Source organism: Mesorhizobium sp. M0800, assembly GCF_040320095.1.
GTDB lineage: Bacteria > Pseudomonadota > Alphaproteobacteria > Rhizobiales > Rhizobiaceae > Mesorhizobium.
The window spans coordinates 55,470-74,116 of record NZ_JAMYOZ010000025.1; the positions used below are offsets into that span (position 1 = coordinate 55,470).

An 18,647-nucleotide genomic window follows, 5' to 3' on the forward strand; every position below is an offset into this window, starting at 1 on the left:
GCCTATACACGTCCGACGGCGTTTTGGCCAGCGTCGCCGTGTTTTTTTTTGACACTATCGCAGGCAACCGACATAGGCGCCGGCGCGGCCGGCGCGCCGTTCGATCAACGCGGCAAGCCGCCTCAGTCCCGGCCCGGGCTTCGCCGGATTGCGCACGATCGGATTCGGCAAGGTGACGGCAAGCAGCGCTGCCTGCCGGCGCGACAGCTGCTTTGCCGAGACGCCGAAATGATGCTGGGCGGCGGCCTCGATGCCGTAGATGCCCGGTCCCCATTCGGCGATGTTGAGGTAGATCTCCATGATCCGCCGTTTCGACAGCACCGCATCGAAATAGACGGCCAGCGGCAGTTCCACGACCTTACGGACCGAGCCCAACGGCCGCGACCATAGATAAAGATTCTTTACCGTCTGCATGGTGATGGTCGAGGCGCCACGTGTCATCTCGCCGGCGAGCGCATCGTCGACGACGCCGCGCAACTCGCCCAGATCGACGCCGCGATGGAAACAGAACTGCCCGTCCTCCGACATGATGACCGAATATGCCAGCACCGGCGCCACATCGTCGATGGAAACCCAGCGCCGATCGTAGCCAGAAAACGTCGCCAGGTCCTTCAGCATCAATGTCGACACCGGATGCACGAATGTCGGCAGGTACAGGAAGGTCAGCACCACCGGCACCAGCGCCAGCACGACCGCGACGGCGATGCCGCGCCGGACCCAGCGTTGAAGACCGATGCGGCTGCCGCGTCTCGGTCTCGCCATGTCCAACCCTTCGGTTTCGTGATCGACGATCGGTTCCGCCAAGCCACCCAGTCCGCGCTACTCCCTGCCCCCGGCATAATGGCGCTTGGCTTCTTGCGCAACGTCTGAGTGTCGGCTACCGCTCCCGGCCATGACGAAAGACGACCAAATGGCGTTCGAAGCTGCACTTATTGCCCGGGCAGTTCCGCTCGAGGCGCTGCTGAGGCGGTTGCTCGACGGACGGACGCTTTCGGGCGAGGTCGCGCGGCCCGAACGCCTGATGGCGGCAATGCGACATGGCGTGCTGAACGGCGGCAAACGACTGCGTCCCTTCCTGGTCATGGAAAGTGCTGCACTGTTTTCAGCCGACGGCGAGGCGGCGCTGCGTGTCGCGGCGGCGCTCGAATGCGTGCACTGCTATTCGCTCATCCATGACGATCTGCCGGCCATGGACGACGACGATTTGCGCCGCGGCCAGCCGACCGTGCACAGGGCTTTCGATGAGGCGACCGCCATTCTTGCGGGCGACGCCTTGCTGACACTTGCCTTCGACATCCTTGCCGACGAGGCGACAATGCTGCCGGCCGAGCGCAGGGCAACGCTGGTGCTGGCACTGGCCCGCGCCGCCGGGGCGGGAAGCATGGTCGGCGGCCAGATGTTCGATCTCGAAGCCGAACAAAGCCGGCCGGACGAGGCCGGCATCATCCGGCTTCAGGCGATGAAAACCGGTGCGCTGATCCGCTTTGCCTGCGAAGCGGGCGCTATCCTTGCCGGCGCGCCGTCGGGCGACCGCGAAAGGCTGGCCGAGTTCGGCTCGGCGATCGGGCTTGCCTTTCAGCTTGCCGACGATCTGCTCGACCTGACCGCCGACGCGCATCAGATGGGCAAGGCGACCGGCAAGGATGCCGCGGCCGGCAAGGCGACGCTGGTCGCGCTGCACGGACCGGACTGGGCGCGGGGCCAGCTCCATGGCCTCGTTGACCAGGCTCATGCGTTGCTCGAACCTTTTGGCGAGCAAGCTGCGCTTCTGAAACAAGCGGCGCAGTTCGTAGCGGCCCGCAACAATTAAGCGCGCCCCTATGGCGCGCCGGAGAATTGGCGACTGATCGGCCGGACGCCCTCGCAACCGGCCGATCGGGATCATTTCCGGCGATGTCGGACCACATGGACCCGCCACACCAGTTGCCGAGCCATTCTTCAGCCTCGCGGCAGGGTTCCGCGGCTCGGGTGGACAGCGGTCAGCCGTCGCCAGTTGTCTTTTCCACCACGGGCTGCGGAACCGGTTCCATCTCGGCCGCCGCCTCGACCGCCTGCGCCTCGGCCGGCTTGCGCCGGTTGCGGATGAAGCCGGCGATGCGGTCGCGGATTTCGCCGGCGCTGAGGAACACCGGAACGCGCGCCACCGGCGCGGTCGGCTCAAAGGACAGGCCAAGGCCGGTGATCCTGCCCTTGTCGTCGACGTCGCGGACGATCAGCTCGATCGGACCGAGCAGCACGCGGTCGGCGTATTCGGCGTGGCCGCCGAGCCGCGTAGTGACCAGGTCGCCAATGCTGAGCTTGCGTTCCGCTTCGGTCAGGCCCGGCGCGTAGGCGGTCTCCAGTTCCTCGGCGGGGCGTGACGGATCGACGGCGAAGGCCCCGAAGAAATCCGCGTCCTCGGGATCGACCACGGCACGGCTGGCGAACAGCTTGTCGAGCAGGCGCGGATAGCGGTCCGGCACGAAGATGTAGACATGGTCGCCGGCCGCCAGCCGGCCCATATCCTGGAAGCGCATCGAGCGTCCGTCGCGCAGCACCAGCGACGGCCGCGCCCAGCGCGGAATGCGTTCGCCGCGCGCCACCGGGCTGCCAGGTGCCACGCGGTAGGCGAGAAGCTCATGATGGGCGGAGCCCGGCAGTTCCAATTCGACCTTGTCGAGCGGTCCCAGGCGGGCCGGCACGATAAGGCCGAGACGGCGCGCCAGCGGCCCGACGGTCCATCCCTGGATGATCAGCGAGACCAGCACGATGATGAAGGCAGTGTTGAAGATGAGGCGGCCGTTCTCAAGACCGCCGAGCAGCGGCGTGATGGCAAGCAGGATCGACACGGCACCACGCAGGCCAACCCACGAGACGAAGGCGACTTCCGGGCGTGGCAGACGGAACGGCACCAGGCAGAGCCAGACGGCGATTGGCCGTGCCACAAATACCAGGAACAGGCCGAGCAGCACTGCCGGCACCAGGATCGCCGGAAATTGCGAAGGCGTCGCGAACAGGCCGAGGATCAGGAACATGATGATCTGCGCCAGCCACGACATGCCGTCCTGGAAGCGCTTGAGGATGGTGACGGCCCGGATATCGGAATTGCCGGCAATCAGGCCTGCGAGATAGACCGCCAGGAAGCCGGAGCCCCCGACGGCACCGGCGGCAGCGAACACCATAAGCGACAGCGTCAGCACGAAGATCGGCAGCAGGCCGTGATCGAGATTGAGGCGATCGACAAGGCGCACGATGGCCATGCCGCCGAGAATGCCGATGACCGCGCCGAGCCCCATGTTGACAAGGAAGCCGACGGCAAGATCGGTGACCAGCACCTTGGCCTCGGGGTGGGTATTGGCGGCGATGACCTCGACCAGCGTGATGGTCAGGAAGATGGCGATCGGGTCATTTGTGCCGGATTCCACCTCGAGCGTGGACCGCACGCGCTCGCGCAAATTGATCTCCCCGGCGCGCAGCAGGAAGAACACCGCCGCGGCGTCGGTCGAGGCGACGGCGGCACCGAGCAGGAAGGATTCCAGCCAGGTCAGGTCGAGCAGATAATAGGCGGCGGCGCCGAAGAGCCCGGTGGTCAAAAGGACGCCGAATGTGGCCAGCGACAGCGCCGGCCCGGCCGCCTGCCGCAAGGCGTTGAGCGGCGTGCCGAAGCCGGAATCGAAAAGGATGACCGCCAGCGCCAACGAGCCGGCAAAATAAGCAACTCGGGCATTGTCGAAATGGATGCCGAGACCGTCGGTTCCGGTGGCGAGGCCGATGCAGAGAAACAGCAGCAGGAGAGGGGCGCCGAAACGGAAGGCGATCAGGCTTGAAAACGCGGCGGCAACGACAAGTGCTGCGCCAACGAGCGTCACAAGATAGATACCATGCTCCATTCGTTGGTCGCCCCTAGTCGATATGCTCCGGCATCACGGGAGAGTGGGGCGAAGACATGGCCGCTGCAAGGCAGCAGCGTGGCTTTTTGCCCCACGCTGCCGATCGTCGAAAGTTTTGGCACCCCCGAGCAGCGGAGCGTGCGTCGGCGGTTCGTGCTGCAATGAAAAACGCCCGGACTGAGCCGGGCGTCTCCAGGTCGAGAAGCTGGCTCTGCGATCAGGCGATGGTCTTGCCGAAGGCGACGGCGGTATCGCCCATGCGGTTGGAAAAGCCCCACTCATTGTCGTACCACGACAGCACCGAAACGAAGTTGCCGTCCATGACCTTGGTCTGGTCGAGCGCCACGATCGAGGAATGCGGATCATGGTTGAAGTCGATCGAAACATTGGGGTGACGGGTAACGGCGAGGATGCCCTTCAGCTTGCCGTTCGAGGCGGCGATCACCGCGTCATTGATCTCCTGGACGGTGGTCGGCCGCTTGGCGATGAACTTGAAATCGACGAGCGAGACGTTCGGGGTCGGCACGCGGATGGAGATGCCGTCGAGCTTGCCCTTGAGTTCGGGCAGTACCAGGCCGATGGCCTTGGCAGCACCGGTCGAGGTCGGAATCTGCGACAGCGCGGCGGCGCGGGCGCGGTAGAGGTCCTTGTGCATGGTGTCCAGCGTCGGCTGGTCGCCGGTGTAGGAATGGATCGTCGTCATCATGCCCTTCTCGATGCCGACCGCCTCATTCAGCACGGCCGCCAGCGGCGCCAGGCAGTTGGTGGTGCAGGAGGCGTTCGAGATGACGATGTGGTCCTTGGTCAGCTTGTCGTGATTGATGCCATAGACGACGGTGAGATCGGCGCCCTCTGCCGGAGCGGAGACGAGAACGCGCTTGGCACCGGCGGTCAGATGGGCGACGGCCTTGTCGCGGGCGGTGAAGATGCCGGTGCATTCGAGCGCGATGTCGATGCCAAGCTCCTTCCAGGGCAGTTGCGTCGGATCCTTGATCGCGGTGACCTTGAATTTTTCCTTGCCGACGATGATCTGGTCGCCGTCAACCGTCACCTCATGCGGAAAGCGGCCATGCACGCTGTCGAAGCGCAGCAGATGCGCGTTGGTCTCGACCGGGCCGAGATCGTTGACCGCGACGACGTCGATATCCTTGCGGCCGGATTCATGGATGGCGCGCAGGATGTTGCGGCCGATGCGGCCGAATCCGTTGATGGCAACTCTGACGGTCATTGTTCTCTCCCTGGGAGTTGGAGGCCGAAGATCAAGTCCGCAGCTTCATAACGGCGGACGGGCAAAGAATCCAGCCGCCGAGGCGTGGATTTAAATCGATTAGTGCTCCCACCGCCCGGCAAAACCGCTATGCCAGCCTTTGCCGGGCGGGGCTCACTTTCATTTGCCATGCAGACGGGCTTCCGCCGCCTTCACCGTTGCCTCGGCTGTGATGCCGAAATGCGGGTAGAGCTGTTCGATGGTGCCGGAGGCGCCGAAGCCGGTCATGCCGACAAAGATGCCGTCGGTGCCGATGAAGTGATCCCAGCCCTGACGGATGCCGGCTTCGATGGCAATCTTGAGCCGCGCATTGCCAATCGTCCTGCTGCGATAGTCGGCGCTCTGCTTGTCGAACAATTCGAAACACGGCACCGAGACGACGCGGGTCGCGTGGCCGTGCTTTTCCAAGGCCTCGCGGGCGGCCAGCGCGATCTCGACCTCGGAGCCCGAAGCGAAGATCGTCACCGCCGCCTCGCCACTGGCGGCGGCAAGTTCATAGGCGCCGCGGCTGGAGAGGTTTTCCGCAACGAAGTCGTTGCGTACCGTCGGCAGGTTCTGCCGGGTCAGCGCCAATGTCGAAGGCGTCTTTTCCGACTCAATGGCCAACTGCCAGCATTCCGCGGTTTCCACCGCGTCGGCGGGGCGGAAGACATTGTGGTTCGGAATGGCGCGAAGTGCTGCCAGATGCTCGACCGGCTGATGGGTCGGGCCGTCTTCGCCAAGGCCGATGGAATCATGGGTCATGACGAAGATCGAGCGGATGCCCATCAGCGAAGCAAGCCGCATCGCCGGACGGGCATAATCGGAAAAGCACATGAAAGTGCCGCCATAGGCGATAATGCCGCCATGCAATGTCAGCCCGTTGAGCGCGGCCGCCATGCCGTGCTCGCGAACGCCGTAATGAACGTAGCGCTGGCCGTAATCGTCGGCGGTGATGTTCTTGGTCTGGCTGGTCTTGGTGTTGTTGGAGCCGGTCAAATCGGCCGAGCCGCCGATGGTTTCGGGCACGGCGCCGTTGATGACCTCCAGCGCCATTTCCGACGACTTACGGGTGGCGACCTTCGGCTTGTCGGCGGCGAGCTTTTTCTTGTAATCGCCAATGACGGCGTCGAAGTTGGCCGGCAGCGTGCCACTGATGCGGCGTTCGAACTCTGCGCGCAATTGGGCATCAGCCTTGGCAAGGCGGCTCTCCCAGTCGGTGCGCGCCTTGACGCTGGTCCGCCCGGCGGTACGCCATGCGTCGAGGCTGTCGGCCGGGACCTCGAAGGGCGGCGAATCCCAGCCGAAGAATTTTCTGGCGCCGGCGATTTCCTCGGTGCCGAGCGGCGAGCCATGTGCCTTGTTGGTGCCGGCCTTGGTCGGTGCGCCGAAGCCGATCGTCGTCTTGCAGGCAATCATCGTCGGCTTGTCGGAGTGGCGGGCCGCTTCGATGGCATAGGCGATCGCTTCCGGGTCCTGGCCATCGATATGGCTGGCGTTCCAGCCGGACGCCTGGAAGCGGGCGACCTGGTCGGTGTTGTCGGCCAGCGACACCGGGCCATCGATCGAGATGTTGTTGTTATCCCAGAAGACGATCAGCTTGTTCAGCTTCAGATGTCCGGCAAGCGCGATGGCTTCCTGGGATACGCCTTCCATCAGGCAGCCGTCGCCGGCCAGCACATAGGTGTAGTGGTCGACGAGATCATTGCCGAAAGCGGCATTCATGATGCGCTCGCCGAGTGCGAAGCCGACCGAATTGGCAAGACCCTGGCCGAGTGGGCCTGTCGTTGTCTCGATGCCGGCGGCATGGCCGTATTCCGGGTGGCCCGCGGTCCTCGACCCCAATTGGCGGAACTGCTTGATCTGGTCGATGGTGATGTCTTCGTAGCCGGTCAGATAGAGCAGCGAGTAAAGCAGCATCGAGCCGTGGCCGGCCGACAGGATAAAGCGATCGCGGTCCGGCCAATGCGGGTTCTTCGGATCGTATTTGAGAAAGCGGGTGAACAGCACCGTGGCGATGTCGGCGCAGCCCATGGGCAATCCGGGATGGCCGGAGTTTGCCTTCTCCACAGCGTCCATGGCGAGAAAACGGATCGCATTGGCCATCCGGTCATGTTGTTCGCGCGAAGTCATGCTTCCTCCAAAATGGGGGTTTGGGCCTTGGGAAAGCCCTTGAAAAGGGTGCGCGACACATAGCAGGCGCGGCCTTTTAGTCAACAAATCGGTGTGCTTTTGCCGGTCTTGTGATGGCCATGCGCGACTTACATTAGCGTTAGCAGGGGACAGTCGCGACAGCTTTATTGACGTGCGGTTCACACGACGCGTAATGTTTCAGGGATAACGCGTTCTGAACGTGGATGATTCGGTGATGGGCAGGGCGCAGGACGAAAGCCATGACCGGGGAAACGACCCTCAAGGAAGTCATTGCCAGGCTGGGTAAGGCCATCGACGGGCTGGAAAACGCCGTCGCGGCCAAGCTCGAGCATGAGCGGGACTATTCGGAAGCCGAGGCCGAAGTGCAGCGGATGAACGCCGACCGCTCGCGGCTGGCGCAGGAGCTCGACAATTCCGAAGCTCGCGCCGAACGGCTGGAAGATGCCAACAAAGAAGTGTCGCGAAGGCTGGTGACAGCCATGGAAACCATCCGCGCGGTACTGGACAGGTAGGCTAATGGCACAAGTCACGGTTTCCATCGACGGCAAGCAGTATCGGATGGCCTGCGACGAGGGCCAGGAAGAGCATCTGATCGATCTTGCCGAGCGCTTCGACCGCTATGTTTCGCATCTGAAGGATTCTTTTGGCGAGATTGGCGACCAGCGGCTGACCGTGATGGCCGGCATCATGGTCATGGACGAGCTTTCGGAACTGCAAAAGCGGGTCAAGGGCATGGAAAGCGAAGTGCTGACGCTGCGCAAGACGCGCGACGACGCACTGACCAAGGCCGACAAGAACGATTCCGCGCTGACCGGGGCGCTCGGCGCGCTGGCCCAGCGCATGGAAGACCTGGCGACGACGCTGGCAGTGAACAAGGCCTGAGCCAGCGCAGCGAAAATTCCTGCGGCATTTGCCGAGAAGCAATGAAAATATTTCGCCGCCGGCCTTGATGCCGGCGCAACAGGCATTTGAAGGATGACGCCGGAGTGATAGAAAGGCAAAAGCAGCGCCGGTCAACGCCGGCTGCGATCTGCACGCACAGGGTAGGGACACGCCATGAGCCTTCGTATCAACGATATCGCACCGGACTTCACCGCTGAGACCACGCAAGGACCGATCAGCTTCCATGAATGGATCGGCGACGGCTGGGCAGTATTGTTCAGCCATCCGAAGAACTTTACGCCGGTTTGCACGACCGAACTCGGCACAATGGCCGGGCTCGAAGGCGAGTTCAGGAAGCGCAACGTCAAGATCATCGGCATCTCGGTCGATCCCGTCCAAAGCCATGAAAAGTGGCAGAACGACATCAAGACCGCGACCGGTCATTCGGTGAACTACCCGCTGATCGGCGACAAGGATCTCAAGGTCGCCAAGCTTTACGAGATGCTGCCGGCGGGTGCCGGCGAGAGCTCGGAAGGCCGCACGCCCGCCGACAATGCCACGGTGCGTTCGGTTTACGTCATCGGGCCCGACAAGAAGATCAAGCTGGTTCTCACCTATCCGATGACGACCGGCCGCAACTTCGACGAAATCCTGCGCGCCATCGATTCCATGCAGCTGACCGCCAAGCACCAGGTGGCGACGCCGGCGAACTGGAAGCAGGGCGAGGACGTCATCATCACCGCTGCCGTCTCGAATGAGGATGCCATCAAGCGCTTCGGCGCCTATGAGACGATCCTGCCATATCTCAGGAAAACCAAGCAGCCTTCCGCCTGAGCAGGCAGAGGCGGCACAGAGAGTTTTCGGTTTTCCTGGCCGTGTGAGCATGGGGTGCTTGACGATGCCTGGTTGACGGACAACCATGCCTTTAATTTGCCGTGGCAGAGAAAATCCTTCCTGCCGTGGTGAGGGGCGAAGGAGGCTGGATTGGACGCATTATCGGCCAGGTCGCAGGTCACCGGCTTCTATGACAAGCCGAGCGGGTCCGTCCAGTATGTGGTCGCCGACATGGCGACGCGCCGATGCGCCATCATCGATCCGGTGCTCGACTTCGACGAAAGGTCCGGTGCAACGGCAACGAAGAACGCCGACGCCCTGCTCGACTTCGTCAGGGAAAGCGGGCTGGAGGTCGAGTGGATCCTCGACACGCATCCGCATGCCGATCATTTCTCCGCCGCCCATTATCTGAGGGGGAGAACCGGAGCGCCGACGGCGATCGGCGAAAAGGTCATCGACGTCCAGAAATTGTGGAAGGTGATCTACAACTGGCCGGAATTCCCCGCCGACGGTTCGCAATGGGACAGGCTGTTCGCCGACGGCGCAACTTTTTCGGTCGGCGGCCTTCCGGCAAGAGTGCTGTTCTCGCCGGGCCACACACTGGCCTCGATCACTTACGTCATTGGCGACGCCGCCTTCATCCACGACACGCTGTTCATGCCGGACAGCGGCACCGCAAGGACGGATTTTCCGGGCGGCAGTGCAGAGCGGCTCTGGCGTTCGATCGAGGACATCCTGGCGCTGCCGGACGAGACACGTCTGTTCGTCGGTCACGACTACCAGCCGGGCGGTCGCGAAGCGCGGTGGGAAAGCACGGTCGCGGAGCAGAAAGCCGGCAACATCCATGTTGCCGGCTGCAAGGCGGAAGCCGACTTCGTCGCGCTCCGCCAGGCCCGCGACAGGACGTTGCCGATGCCGCGGCTGATCCTGCACGCGCTGCAGGTGAACATGAATGGCGGACGCCTGCCGGAACCGGAATCCAACGGGCGGCGTTATCTGAAATTTCCGCTCGATTGTCTGTGAGGAGATGGGTCGCTGGCACTACAATGCCATTCAGACTCGGCGCCGCCCTCATCGTTCTGCGATGGTCATCCAAGTTATTGATCCTGATTCGATTTTTGCGATGTTTGCATCCGATAGGGCCATGCGGGAAGACGGTGGCGGCAGCTGGATGAGGAGCGGCGCAGACGCCAGCTAAGTGTTTACTCCAGCGTCAGGGTTTTGTTCGGCGGGCTAAATGTTCATACGTGATTTGCCAAGGGTCGCTCTCGGAAGATCTCTCCTCGCCGATCCAATGGAAGCTGTTGGCAGTGATCTCGGTGAAACGCCATCGAGTTTGCAGACCGCGCGAGTCATTGCCGAGCTGGACAATGTCCTTACCCTCGGCCCGCCCGATCTGGCGCGAGTGATCCCGGTTGAGCGGGTCGTTCCATATGATATGCCAGCCATCGATCCCAGGGTCGAAGATGCGCAAGGTTGTGCCATACATCGCGGACGGCGCAGGGCGCTTGGGCCTGATCCAAACGTCCTGAATCGCGCGGCCTTCGAGCACCCAGCCAAAATGGCATTCGCCATCCCATTTCTGGATTGCGCCGTCGTCGAGGTAGTGGACCGAGTCCAGTTCCCAGCTTCCAATTAGCCATCCATACAGGGCCATGTCTTTCGCTCGGTCGGCTGGCGGACCTTCGGATACGAGAGCGGCCAGAAACGGAGAAATGGTCATCGTCCCACTACCTTTCGTTTTCAATAGACGAGCTCAACTGCCCGGCGCAGCCCCGGCGGACCGTTGTCGCGCCCGCCTGCCGCAAGCGCCGGGTTGTGGAATGCCCCGGTCGGCGCCGCAACATTGCCGCCACAGCTTGCAGCCTTGCGGTTTTCAGGGCTTGGGGAAAATTGCGACAATGCCGCTATCAATGAGATCGTCTGCAGACGCCTGGCAAGGCTACTGAGCAGTTATGGCGACGGATCGGACATCCGCGAAGGCGCCGCGGAACCGGCAACCCGCTAATGCATGTCGCGCAAAAGTGTGCAGCGGTTTTGCGATAACGACATGCATAAAAACAAGAATCTAAAGCGCGTCGCACAAGGCCGGCCGAACACGACGCGCTTTAGAAAAAAAGGCGGCGCCAGTTACCTGACGCCGCCGTTATTTGTTTCTACCGGAAGGCCTTACGCCGCCGGCTGCGCCTCGATGGTGCGCAGCGCCTGCGTCTGGCGCTTGGCTGCGGCCTTGACCGCGTCCTGCACCTTCTCGAAGGCGCGCACCTCGATCTGGCGCACGCGCTCGCGGCTGATATCGAACTCGGCCGACAGCTCTTCAAGCGTCAACGGCTCATCGGCGAGGCGGCGCGCCTCGAAGATGCGGCGTTCGCGGTCGTTGAGCACGGCAAGAGCGCCCGACAGCATGCCGCGCCGGTTTTCCAGCTCGTCCTGCTCGATCAGCATCTCTTCCTGGCTTTCGTGGTCGTCGACCAGCCAGTCCTGCCATTCGCCGGACTCGCCTTCACTGGCCCGGATGGGCGCATTGAGCGAGGCGTCGCCCGACAGACGACGGTTCATCGACACGACTTCCGCTTCCGAGACGTTCAGCCGGGTGGCAATCTCGGTGATCTGATCGGGCTTCAAATCGCCTTCGTCGAGCGCCTGGATCTTGCCCTTCACCTTGCGCAGGTTGAAGAACAGGCGCTTCTGGTTGGCGGTGGTGCCCATCTTGACCAGGCTCCACGAGCGCAGGATGTATTCCTGGATCGAGGCCTTGATCCACCACATCGCATAGGTGGCGAGACGGAAGCCGCGCTCCGGTTCGAATTTCTTGACGGCCTGCATCAGGCCGACATTGCCTTCCGAGATCACCTCGCCGATCGGCAGGCCATAGCCGCGATAGCCCATGGCGATCTTGGCGACGAGCCGAAGGTGGCTGGTGACGAGCTTGTGCGCAGCCGTGGTGTCCTCATGCTCGGCGTAGCGCTTGGCGAGCATGTACTCTTCCTGCGGCTGAAGCATCGGAAAGCGGCGGATTTCTTCCAGGTAGCGGCTGAGACCGCCTTCGCCGGAAACGATACTGGGTAATGACTGGGCCATGATAGCGCCCCCTCTCTATTGGAGTGATGCCCCCGAAACGCGGCGGGCATGTGGCGCGAATGCCAAAGGCACATTCGCGCCAACCGACATATATAGGAACAAAACCAGAAAGACAGGCATTTGTTCAACACGAAACAGTGTGTCACGTTGAAGTGAACAACGCCGGTCAGGTTTTCAGGTGGTTGGCTCAGAGCTTGCGGAAGCCGTCGACGAGTTCCTCCATGTCCCACGGTATCGGTGCTTCGAACCTCATCGTTAGATGGGTATCGGGATGGCGAAATGCAAGGAGGCGGGCGTGCAAAGCTTGTCGCGGAAACGCCTTTACCTTGCTTCTTAGCGGCTCGGGCAACCGATTGGCCTTGGTGCGGAAAGCCTGGCCGTATTCGGGGTCGCCAATCACCGGATGGCCGATGTGGGCCATATGGACGCGTATCTGGTGAGTGCGACCGGTTTCCAGCCGGCATTCGACCAGGCTCGCCGTGGCGAATTCCTGCTGCTGCTCGCCAAAGCGCTCGACGACGGTGAAATGCGTTACCGCGTGGCGGGCATCGTCGCGGCCTTGCGGCACCACGGCGCGGCGTACCCGGTCGGCGGCGCGGCCGAGCGGCGCGTCGACCGTCCCGGTCGGTCTTGCCGGTATTCCCCAGACCAACGCCAGATAGGCGCGTTCGAGATCGCCGGTCAGGCCGTGGTCGGCAAAGGCCTCCGACAACGCCTTGTGGGCGCGATCGGTCTTGGCGACGACCATGACACCGCTGGTCTCCTTGTCGAGGCGGTGGACGATGCCCGGCCGTCTCACCCCGCCGATGCCCGACAGGCTGTCGCCGCAATGATGGATCAGCGCGTTGACGAGCGTGCCGGTCCAGTTGCCGGCGCCGGGATGCACGACCAGCCCGGCCGGCTTGTTGATGACGATCAGCTCGCTGTCCTCGTAGAGGACGTCCAGCGCAATGTCTTCGCCTTGCGGCTCCGCCGGTTCCGGCTCCGGCATGTCGACCGACACGCTGTCACCTTGTGCCATCTTGCGCTTCGTTTCGCTGGCTGGCTTGCCGCCGATCCTGACGGCGCCCTGCTTTATCAGCATCTGTACCCGGCTGCGCGACATGTCGGGGCCGAGCCTGGCCGCCAGCCATTGGTCGAGCCGCTGGCCGGCCGCATCGGCGCCCGCCTCCAGGACGATCGGTCCGGCCCCTATTAATTGTCTGACCTCTTCGTTATGAGCGCTCATCGAAAACAGTTCCGGAATCTGCTGCCATGGCCCGGCCGCTTGCCGACGAAGACGAGGAAAAGCCGCTCGACCCCGAGGTCGAAAAGGTGCGGAGGAAGCTCGTCCGCTTCGTCGCCATCAATCTCGGCCTGCTGTTCCTCGCCCTTATGGTGGTGATCGCAGCACTTGTCTACAAAGCGCGCAACGCGCCGCCTGCCGCCCCTCCGCTAAGCAGCGACATCCAGGTGCCGATCGGCGAAACGGTCAACGGCGACATCGTGCTGCCGGTCGGCGCCAGGGTGGTCAGCCAATCGCTCTCCGGCAATCACCTTTCGATCGACGCCGAGCTGCCCGACGGCAGCCGCGCCATCTTCGTCTATGACATTACCGAGCGTCGCATCGTCGGCCGTTTTTCCATCAGGAACAAATGACCGGTTTTGCCGAACACCGCAGCATTGCCACGGTCGCGCTTGTCGTCGCAAATTATGATGAGGCGATCTCGTGGTATGTCGACCGGCTGGGTTTTGTCCTCACCGAAGATATCGATCTCGGCGGCGGCAAACGCTGGGTCACGATCACACCGCGCAAAGGGCTGGGCGCGCGGCTGCTTCTCGCCGAAGCATCCGGCGATGCACAAAGGCACGCCGTCGGCAACCAGACCGGCGGGCGGGTCTTTTTGTTCCTCGAAACCGACGATTTTGCCCGTGACCATGCGCTGATGCTCGAAAAGGGCGTCGAATTCCGTGAGGCGCCACGCCATGAAGCCTATGGCACTGTAGCGGTCTTCGCCGATCTCTATGGAAATCTCTGGGACCTGATCGAGCCAAAACGATAGGCTTGCATCGATATTTCACCGGTGCGATCGGCAGCCTTAAGCCTAGTTGCTTTTTCCCAGCCGTCAGCCTATATCGCCGGTTCTTGCACGCGCCCATCGTCTAGCGGTCAGGACACCGCCCTCTCACGGCGGGAACAGGGGTTCGATTCCCCTTGGGCGTACCAAGTCTCTCCAAGCTCTCGGCAAACCATCAATCCGATCCATCGCCTTGGGTCGCGGCGGGTTTGGCTCATTGCCGCTTCTGGCGCAGCGGAGCCGATTGCATTAGCATTGCATCGTGGGTCTTGAGGCACAGCGTTAGCGGCGCGCAGAACGTCGCGCTGAACAGGGCAGTCGATGCCACGCGGGCAGGAGCCAGATACAGAAACTACAATCGCAAGGCGTCCATCACGCTGGTCGGCACTGCCTGGAGCCGACCTGAGCTACAGCTGCCGGCGGCGGATCGTTTTGGCGAGCTCGGCGAAGGCGCCTCTCCCTCGAAGGGTGGATGCCGGGAAGGCCCTTAGCACCGGCCAGCGAAGCTGCGCGCGACGCGCATGGCTGGGCTCTAAACGCGCCATACTTCAGTTGCAGTATCGTAGCTTCTTTGCCGTTCGAATTTCTCTCGGTCATGGCTTCGCACGATACCAAGATATGCTGCGAACGACACATCCACGGCGGGGCTCAACCATTCGATCTATTCCGGCAAGCCGAAAAGTGTTTGCGCGCCTGCTATTCCTCCGAGCGGATGACTGCCCATGGCGATCATCCGCTCGGTCGTTTCTGCCTCGAACACTGTCGACGCGAGCACCGTCCGTCCCAACGGCTTGCACAGCCCTTCGATGCGGCTGACAAGATTTACAGCCTTGCCGATCGCGGTGAAGTCCAACCTGCCGGCAGTGCCGATATTCCCCCAGAGTATCTCGCCGACATGCAGGCCAATGCCATATCCGAGCTCAGGGCCGCCATTGCGGCGCCGAGTTTGGTTGAGATGATCTATCCCGGCGCGCGTGGCCTTCACGGCGCGTACCGCAGCGTCACATGCGGCATTTGCATCGCGCTCGCCAATCGGGAAAATCGCGAGGACGCCATCACCTATAAACTTGAGAACCTCACCACCAAATGCGTGCACCGCGCCGGCGACGCAATCGAACCAGGCATCAAGTACCAATACGATCTCGTCTGCATCATGAACCTCGGATAGATCGGTGAAACCTCGAAGGTCCGCGCACAGAAGCGCAGCCCGTATCGTCTCTCCCTTTAATCGACGAGAATGACCGTTGAGCACATGTGCTGCACTGCGCTTTCCCAAATATGCTTCGAGCAATGCGCGTTTCGCGGACCGTTCTGCGAGTGCGGTCATCGGAGCCGCAGCAAACCGGGAGATTTGCCGCAGCAGCTCTGACTGCGCCTCATCCGGAGTATGATCGAACGCCCACACCAAAGTCGGTGCGACACCGCCCGCTCGCTCGTCGAACACGATCGCCCGCGTCGTGCCAAGCCACTCCCGCAGCACGAGCCGGGGATCGGCATTCTGGCGGTCGGCGCCTATCCCCAAACCCTCGACCACTTCACCCCCAGACGCTCGCCAGAGCCAGATACGGCGTGAAATGATTGGGTCGGGAGCATCCTGCGCCAGCGCGCCGGCGATGATCGGCAAGCCGTCTTCCAGCAAATGCGTTGAGAGCTGCAATAGAAGTCGCCCACCGTCGCCAATATGCGCGGCGTCGTCCAGAAGGAATGAAAGCGACTTTGCGAGAAGCATCGGTAGAAGGTCACTCGGCACCGGCTTATGCTTACGCCTCGAACATCTTCTTGCAACTCCCCACATTCGCTTCAATCATGCACGGTATTCGATGCGGATGTGACCTGGAGTGAGCGATGGCGGAATCGGTTTACACAGAGATTGAGGTCGCCGCGCCACAAGCGACCGTGTTCGCGCTTTTGACGGATCCGGACCAGATCGTGCGATGGATCGGGACCGAAGCGAATTTGGATGCAACGCCGGGCGGTCTGTTCCTCGTCAATGTCGGTGGTCGCCATATGGCGCGCGGTGAGTTCACCGAGGTGATCCCGGTCCACCGTCTTGCCTACAGTTTTGGCTGGGAAGACAACGAGACCGTGCCGCCCGGCTCCAGTCATGTCGAGATCGACCTGATCGCGAGGGATGCGGGGACACTGATCCGCTTCACGCACAGCGGACTGCCGAACGCAAAGGAGCGTGACAGCCACCGAAGGGGATGGGAGCACTACCTCTCAAGGCTGAAGATCATTGCCGATGGGGGACATGTCGATCCCGACGTGCCGATGAAGAATATGTGATTTTCATCTAAGGGCCGCGGATGCCCGTAATCCGAACCAGGCGCGGCATGCGTCAACGAGCCCCTTTGACCTGCCGTCGCCAAACCGGCCGCTCGGGAAACCCAGCGACCTGCGGGCCGCCGCACCATTACAGCTGCCGGCGACGGATCGTTTCAGCGAGCTCGGCGAAGGCGTCCGCGATCCCGGTGCCGCTCTTGGCGCCTGCGTGGAGTTCTTGAAACTCAGCGCTTCTGGCGCAACGTCTCGGATTGAATTAGCATCCGTTCATCAAAGCTCCGGCCGCACTCCTGCAGGATGCGGAATGCGGAGCGCAGGCGAGCGAGGCCGGGCGCGGTCACATGCCGGGCGCCGATCCAAGCGCGACTGGGCATCCGAACTTCCGTTCGGCGGCAAGACGGCGTGGCCGGGAGGAGTCAGATGCAAAAACTACAATCGCAAGGCGTCCATCACATCACGCTGGTCGGCGCCGGACGTCAGACCTCCATCGATTTCTGGGAGGGCGTGCTCGGCATGCCTTTCATCTTCGAGCAGCCCAACCTCGACAAGCCAAGCGAAAGCCATCTCTATTTCGATCCGGGCGACGGCCGGCTGATCACCGTCTTCACCGACGAGAGCCGCACGCCGGTCAAGCGGCGCACGCCGACCGATACGGGCTGCGTCCATCACATCGCTTTCGCGGTGTCGCGCGTCACCTTCTTGCAGGCGGTCGCCCGGCTCAACGAGCGTGAAATCAAGCACAGCGGCGTCAAGGATCGCGGTTTCATGGATTCGATCTACTTCGAGGATCCGCTCGGCCTGCTAATCGAGCTCGCCTCCTACCGTTTCGAGCCGCCGGCGGGCTTCACCCATGCCGACGTGCTGATGCAGGCGCACAAGATCCGCGTCGCGCGCGGCGATTACAACATCGCCGAAGTGCACCTTGCCGATGCGATCCAGGCGCTTGTCGAGCACTTGCGCGCAACCTTGTCGGAGGATCGCGCACCGAAAAATCCATACTGACGACACGCCAAACAAAGGGAGGACATAATGGCAAAGACAGCAACGAAGAGTGCGAAAAAGCCCGCCGCCAAGGCAGCCAAACCAGGAGCGAAGCCGGCGGCCAAAGCCGCCGCCAAGTCAGCGGCGAAAGTGGCAAAGCCGGCGACGAAGGTCTCCGGCAAAAAGCCCGCGAAGGCCAAGGCGAAGCCTGCGAAAAAGCCGGCGCTCACGCTCAGCATGCTGAAGCCCAGCGTCAACAATATGAGCGTTCGGGTGTTTGCACGCGCCGCCGGGCTCGATCATTCCGAAACCGACGTTTGGGGCCTCACGCGCTCGCCCGAATATATGGCGCGAAACCCGGCCCATCTTACGCCGATGATCGAGGACAAGGGCCTGCCGAGAGGTGTCTTGTGGGAAAGCTGCGCCATCATGCAGTATCTCGCCAACAAGCACGGGCTGGAGAAATTATATCCCAAGGCGCCGGCCAAGCGGGCAATGATCGACAGCGCCATGTTCTACCTGATCGGCACGCTCTACCCCTATGTGGCGCGCGCCACATATCCTGTACTGAATTTCCCGCAATATGCCGGCGAGGTCGGCCACAGCGACGCTCATCCCGACAAGAAGTCGGAAGCCCAGAAGGCCGCTATAGAAGCGATAGCCGAGCCGCTGGAGGTGTTTCACAGCTTCTTCAGGAACGGCAAGCCGTTCATCGGCGGCAAGAACCCGTCGATCGCCGACATCCGTTTGGCGGCGACGCTCGAGTTCCTCGCCGTCATCGACTACGCGCTGCCCCAATGGGCAAAAGACTATATGGCGGCGATCGAGAAGAAGCTCGGCAAGGCCTATGCCGAGCCGGCCGGCGACGTGCGCGGCTATATCGCCTATGTGCGGTCGCAGGCCAACGCCTGAGGCACGTGCAGGCCGGCGATCGTCCGCACGTTCTGCGGGAGCCGGTAATGATCTGGGGTAATTCTTTCTTACTCTCCCCTGTTTGCACGATGTGGGGAGCTTAAGGTTTCGTTAACCGAAACCCTTTCTACTGGTATCCACCTCCAGCTTGCGACCACGGATGTACTGGCGCGGATGGAAAGCAAAGGTCGGCTGCTCGCCGGCCTTTGCTTATTGCAGCCCTGCCGAAGTTTGCGGCTGACGGCGCTTCACGACGCCTGAAATGGCTGATGAAGCGCGTTGCCGGCATCTTGCCATCGCCGATGTGGGCCCTACCATCGAAGTAGTCCCGTCCTCGATGGCGGTTCA

General features: G+C 62.4%; 18 protein-coding genes and 1 tRNA gene. 11 read left to right on the forward strand and 8 right to left on the reverse strand.

The genetic code is table 11. The features are described from left to right. Positions 1–54: 54 nt before the first annotated feature. A complete protein-coding gene (locus NKI18_RS24420) occupies positions 55–813 on the reverse strand; it encodes a biosynthetic peptidoglycan transglycosylase (protein ID WP_031212144.1) in 759 nt (252 codons plus the stop codon). A gap of 79 nt (positions 814–892) precedes the next feature. Here NKI18_RS24420 and NKI18_RS24425 point away from each other — a divergent pair, with 79 nt between their 5' ends. Then, a complete protein-coding gene (locus NKI18_RS24425; protein WP_352619709.1) occupies positions 893–1,810 on the forward strand; it encodes a polyprenyl synthetase family protein in 918 nt (305 codons plus the stop codon). 169 nt (positions 1,811–1,979) lie between these two features. On the opposite strand, the gene NKI18_RS24430 is transcribed toward NKI18_RS24425, so the two are convergent. The 3 genes from NKI18_RS24430 to tkt form a co-directional block, all read right to left on the reverse strand. Continuing rightward, positions 1,980–3,869, reverse strand: coding sequence for a potassium/proton antiporter (locus tag NKI18_RS24430; protein WP_352619708.1), 1,890 nt, complete (start codon positions 3,867–3,869; stop codon positions 1,980–1,982). Between the two features lie 217 nt (positions 3,870–4,086). Continuing rightward, on the reverse strand, positions 4,087–5,097 hold the full coding sequence (gene gap, locus NKI18_RS24435; RefSeq protein WP_023678507.1) for a type I glyceraldehyde-3-phosphate dehydrogenase: 1,011 nt from the start codon (positions 5,095–5,097) through the stop codon (positions 4,087–4,089). 159 nt (positions 5,098–5,256) lie between these two features. Further along, entirely contained in the window at positions 5,257–7,248 is a 1,992-nt protein-coding gene (gene tkt / locus NKI18_RS24440; RefSeq protein ID WP_352619707.1) for a transketolase, read from the reverse strand. 260 nt (positions 7,249–7,508) lie between these two features. On the opposite strand from tkt, the gene NKI18_RS24445 reads away from it, so the two are divergent. The 4 genes from NKI18_RS24445 to NKI18_RS24460 all read left to right on the forward strand — a co-directional run bounded on the left by NKI18_RS24445 (position 7,509) and on the right by NKI18_RS24460 (position 10,008). Further along, positions 7,509–7,781, forward strand: a complete 273-nt coding sequence (locus NKI18_RS24445; RefSeq protein ID WP_023678509.1) for a DUF4164 domain-containing protein — start codon at positions 7,509–7,511, stop codon at positions 7,779–7,781. A gap of 4 nt (positions 7,782–7,785) precedes the next feature. Next, positions 7,786–8,151 (forward strand): cell division protein ZapA, encoded by a 366-nt coding sequence (locus NKI18_RS24450; RefSeq protein ID WP_023678510.1) that lies wholly within the window; start codon positions 7,786–7,788, stop codon positions 8,149–8,151. Between the two features lie 174 nt (positions 8,152–8,325). Next, entirely contained in the window at positions 8,326–8,985 is a 660-nt protein-coding gene (locus NKI18_RS24455) for a peroxiredoxin (protein ID WP_023678511.1), read from the forward strand. A gap of 150 nt (positions 8,986–9,135) precedes the next feature. Beyond that, complete coding sequence (locus NKI18_RS24460) at positions 9,136–10,008, forward strand: MBL fold metallo-hydrolase (protein WP_352619706.1); 873 nt, start codon at positions 9,136–9,138, stop codon at positions 10,006–10,008. Between the two features lie 190 nt (positions 10,009–10,198). On the opposite strand, the gene NKI18_RS24465 is transcribed toward NKI18_RS24460, so the two are convergent. The 3 genes from NKI18_RS24465 to NKI18_RS24475 form a co-directional block, all read right to left on the reverse strand. Further along, the gene (locus NKI18_RS24465; RefSeq protein WP_352619705.1) at positions 10,199–10,708 is read right to left on the reverse strand and encodes a hypothetical protein; all 510 of its coding nucleotides are present in this window, start codon (positions 10,706–10,708) and stop codon (positions 10,199–10,201) included. A 446-nt stretch (positions 10,709–11,154) separates the two neighbouring features. Next, a complete protein-coding gene (gene rpoH, locus NKI18_RS24470; RefSeq protein ID WP_023678514.1) occupies positions 11,155–12,066 on the reverse strand; it encodes an RNA polymerase sigma factor RpoH in 912 nt (303 codons plus the stop codon). 187 nt (positions 12,067–12,253) lie between these two features. Next, entirely contained in the window at positions 12,254–13,294 is a 1,041-nt protein-coding gene (locus tag NKI18_RS24475) for an RluA family pseudouridine synthase (protein WP_352619704.1), read from the reverse strand. 26 nt (positions 13,295–13,320) lie between these two features. Between NKI18_RS24475 and NKI18_RS24480 the strand changes: the two genes are divergently transcribed. The 3 genes from NKI18_RS24480 (at position 13,321) to NKI18_RS24490 (ending at position 14,272) form a co-directional block, all read left to right on the forward strand. After that, positions 13,321–13,704 carry a fimbrial protein gene (locus NKI18_RS24480; RefSeq protein ID WP_352619703.1) on the forward strand — a complete coding sequence of 128 codons (384 nt, stop codon included), beginning with the start codon at positions 13,321–13,323 and terminating at the stop codon, positions 13,702–13,704. Beyond that, on the forward strand, positions 13,701–14,108 hold the full coding sequence (locus NKI18_RS24485) for a VOC family protein (RefSeq protein WP_352619702.1): 408 nt from the start codon (positions 13,701–13,703) through the stop codon (positions 14,106–14,108). Before NKI18_RS24480 ends, NKI18_RS24485 begins: the two co-directional genes overlap by 4 nt. Before the next feature lie 89 nt (positions 14,109–14,197). Further along, a tRNA-Glu gene (locus NKI18_RS24490) sits at positions 14,198–14,272 on the forward strand. A gap of 512 nt (positions 14,273–14,784) precedes the next feature. Here NKI18_RS24490 and NKI18_RS24495 read toward each other — a convergent pair. After that, positions 14,785–15,852 (reverse strand): adenylate/guanylate cyclase domain-containing protein, encoded by a 1,068-nt coding sequence (locus tag NKI18_RS24495; protein WP_031212146.1) that lies wholly within the window; start codon positions 15,850–15,852, stop codon positions 14,785–14,787. A 116-nt stretch (positions 15,853–15,968) separates the two neighbouring features. Between NKI18_RS24495 and NKI18_RS24500 the strand changes: the two genes are divergently transcribed. The 3 genes from NKI18_RS24500 to NKI18_RS24510 all read left to right on the forward strand — a co-directional run bounded on the left by NKI18_RS24500 (position 15,969) and on the right by NKI18_RS24510 (position 18,299). Then, positions 15,969–16,409 carry an SRPBCC family protein gene (locus tag NKI18_RS24500; RefSeq protein ID WP_352619701.1) on the forward strand — a complete coding sequence of 147 codons (441 nt, stop codon included), beginning with the start codon at positions 15,969–15,971 and terminating at the stop codon, positions 16,407–16,409. A 417-nt stretch (positions 16,410–16,826) separates the two neighbouring features. After that, positions 16,827–17,408: a VOC family protein gene (locus NKI18_RS24505; protein WP_352619700.1), complete on the forward strand. Its 582-nt coding sequence runs from the start codon at positions 16,827–16,829 to the stop codon at positions 17,406–17,408. A gap of 27 nt (positions 17,409–17,435) precedes the next feature. Next, a complete protein-coding gene (locus NKI18_RS24510; protein ID WP_352619699.1) occupies positions 17,436–18,299 on the forward strand; it encodes a glutathione S-transferase family protein in 864 nt (287 codons plus the stop codon). Positions 18,300–18,647: the final 348 nt, after the last annotated feature.

Excerpts from the sequence above, each read along its gene's own strand:
- NKI18_RS24425 (WP_352619709.1), top strand. The coding sequence starts at position 893 with ATGACGAAAGACGACCAAATGGCGTTCGAAGCTGCACTTATTGCCCGG.
- NKI18_RS24430 (WP_352619708.1), bottom strand. The coding sequence starts at position 3,869 with ATGGAGCATGGTATCTATCTTGTGACGCTCGTTGGCGCAGCACTTGTC.
- gap (WP_023678507.1), bottom strand. The coding sequence starts at position 5,097 with ATGACCGTCAGAGTTGCCATCAACGGATTCGGCCGCATCGGCCGCAAC.
- tkt (WP_352619707.1), bottom strand. The coding sequence starts at position 7,248 with ATGACTTCGCGCGAACAACATGACCGGATGGCCAATGCGATCCGTTTT.
- NKI18_RS24445 (WP_023678509.1), top strand. The coding sequence starts at position 7,509 with ATGACCGGGGAAACGACCCTCAAGGAAGTCATTGCCAGGCTGGGTAAG.
- NKI18_RS24450 (WP_023678510.1), top strand. The coding sequence starts at position 7,786 with ATGGCACAAGTCACGGTTTCCATCGACGGCAAGCAGTATCGGATGGCC.
- NKI18_RS24455 (WP_023678511.1), top strand. The coding sequence starts at position 8,326 with ATGAGCCTTCGTATCAACGATATCGCACCGGACTTCACCGCTGAGACC.
- NKI18_RS24465 (WP_352619705.1), bottom strand. The coding sequence starts at position 10,708 with ATGACCATTTCTCCGTTTCTGGCCGCTCTCGTATCCGAAGGTCCGCCA.
- rpoH (WP_023678514.1), bottom strand. The coding sequence starts at position 12,066 with ATGGCCCAGTCATTACCCAGTATCGTTTCCGGCGAAGGCGGTCTCAGC.
- NKI18_RS24475 (WP_352619704.1), bottom strand. The coding sequence starts at position 13,294 with ATGAGCGCTCATAACGAAGAGGTCAGACAATTAATAGGGGCCGGACCG.
- NKI18_RS24480 (WP_352619703.1), top strand. The coding sequence starts at position 13,321 with ATGGCCCGGCCGCTTGCCGACGAAGACGAGGAAAAGCCGCTCGACCCC.
- NKI18_RS24485 (WP_352619702.1), top strand. The coding sequence starts at position 13,701 with ATGACCGGTTTTGCCGAACACCGCAGCATTGCCACGGTCGCGCTTGTC.
- NKI18_RS24495 (WP_031212146.1), bottom strand. The coding sequence starts at position 15,852 with ATGCTTCTCGCAAAGTCGCTTTCATTCCTTCTGGACGACGCCGCGCAT.
- NKI18_RS24500 (WP_352619701.1), top strand. The coding sequence starts at position 15,969 with ATGGCGGAATCGGTTTACACAGAGATTGAGGTCGCCGCGCCACAAGCG.
- NKI18_RS24505 (WP_352619700.1), top strand. The coding sequence starts at position 16,827 with ATGCAAAAACTACAATCGCAAGGCGTCCATCACATCACGCTGGTCGGC.
- NKI18_RS24510 (WP_352619699.1), top strand. The coding sequence starts at position 17,436 with ATGGCAAAGACAGCAACGAAGAGTGCGAAAAAGCCCGCCGCCAAGGCA.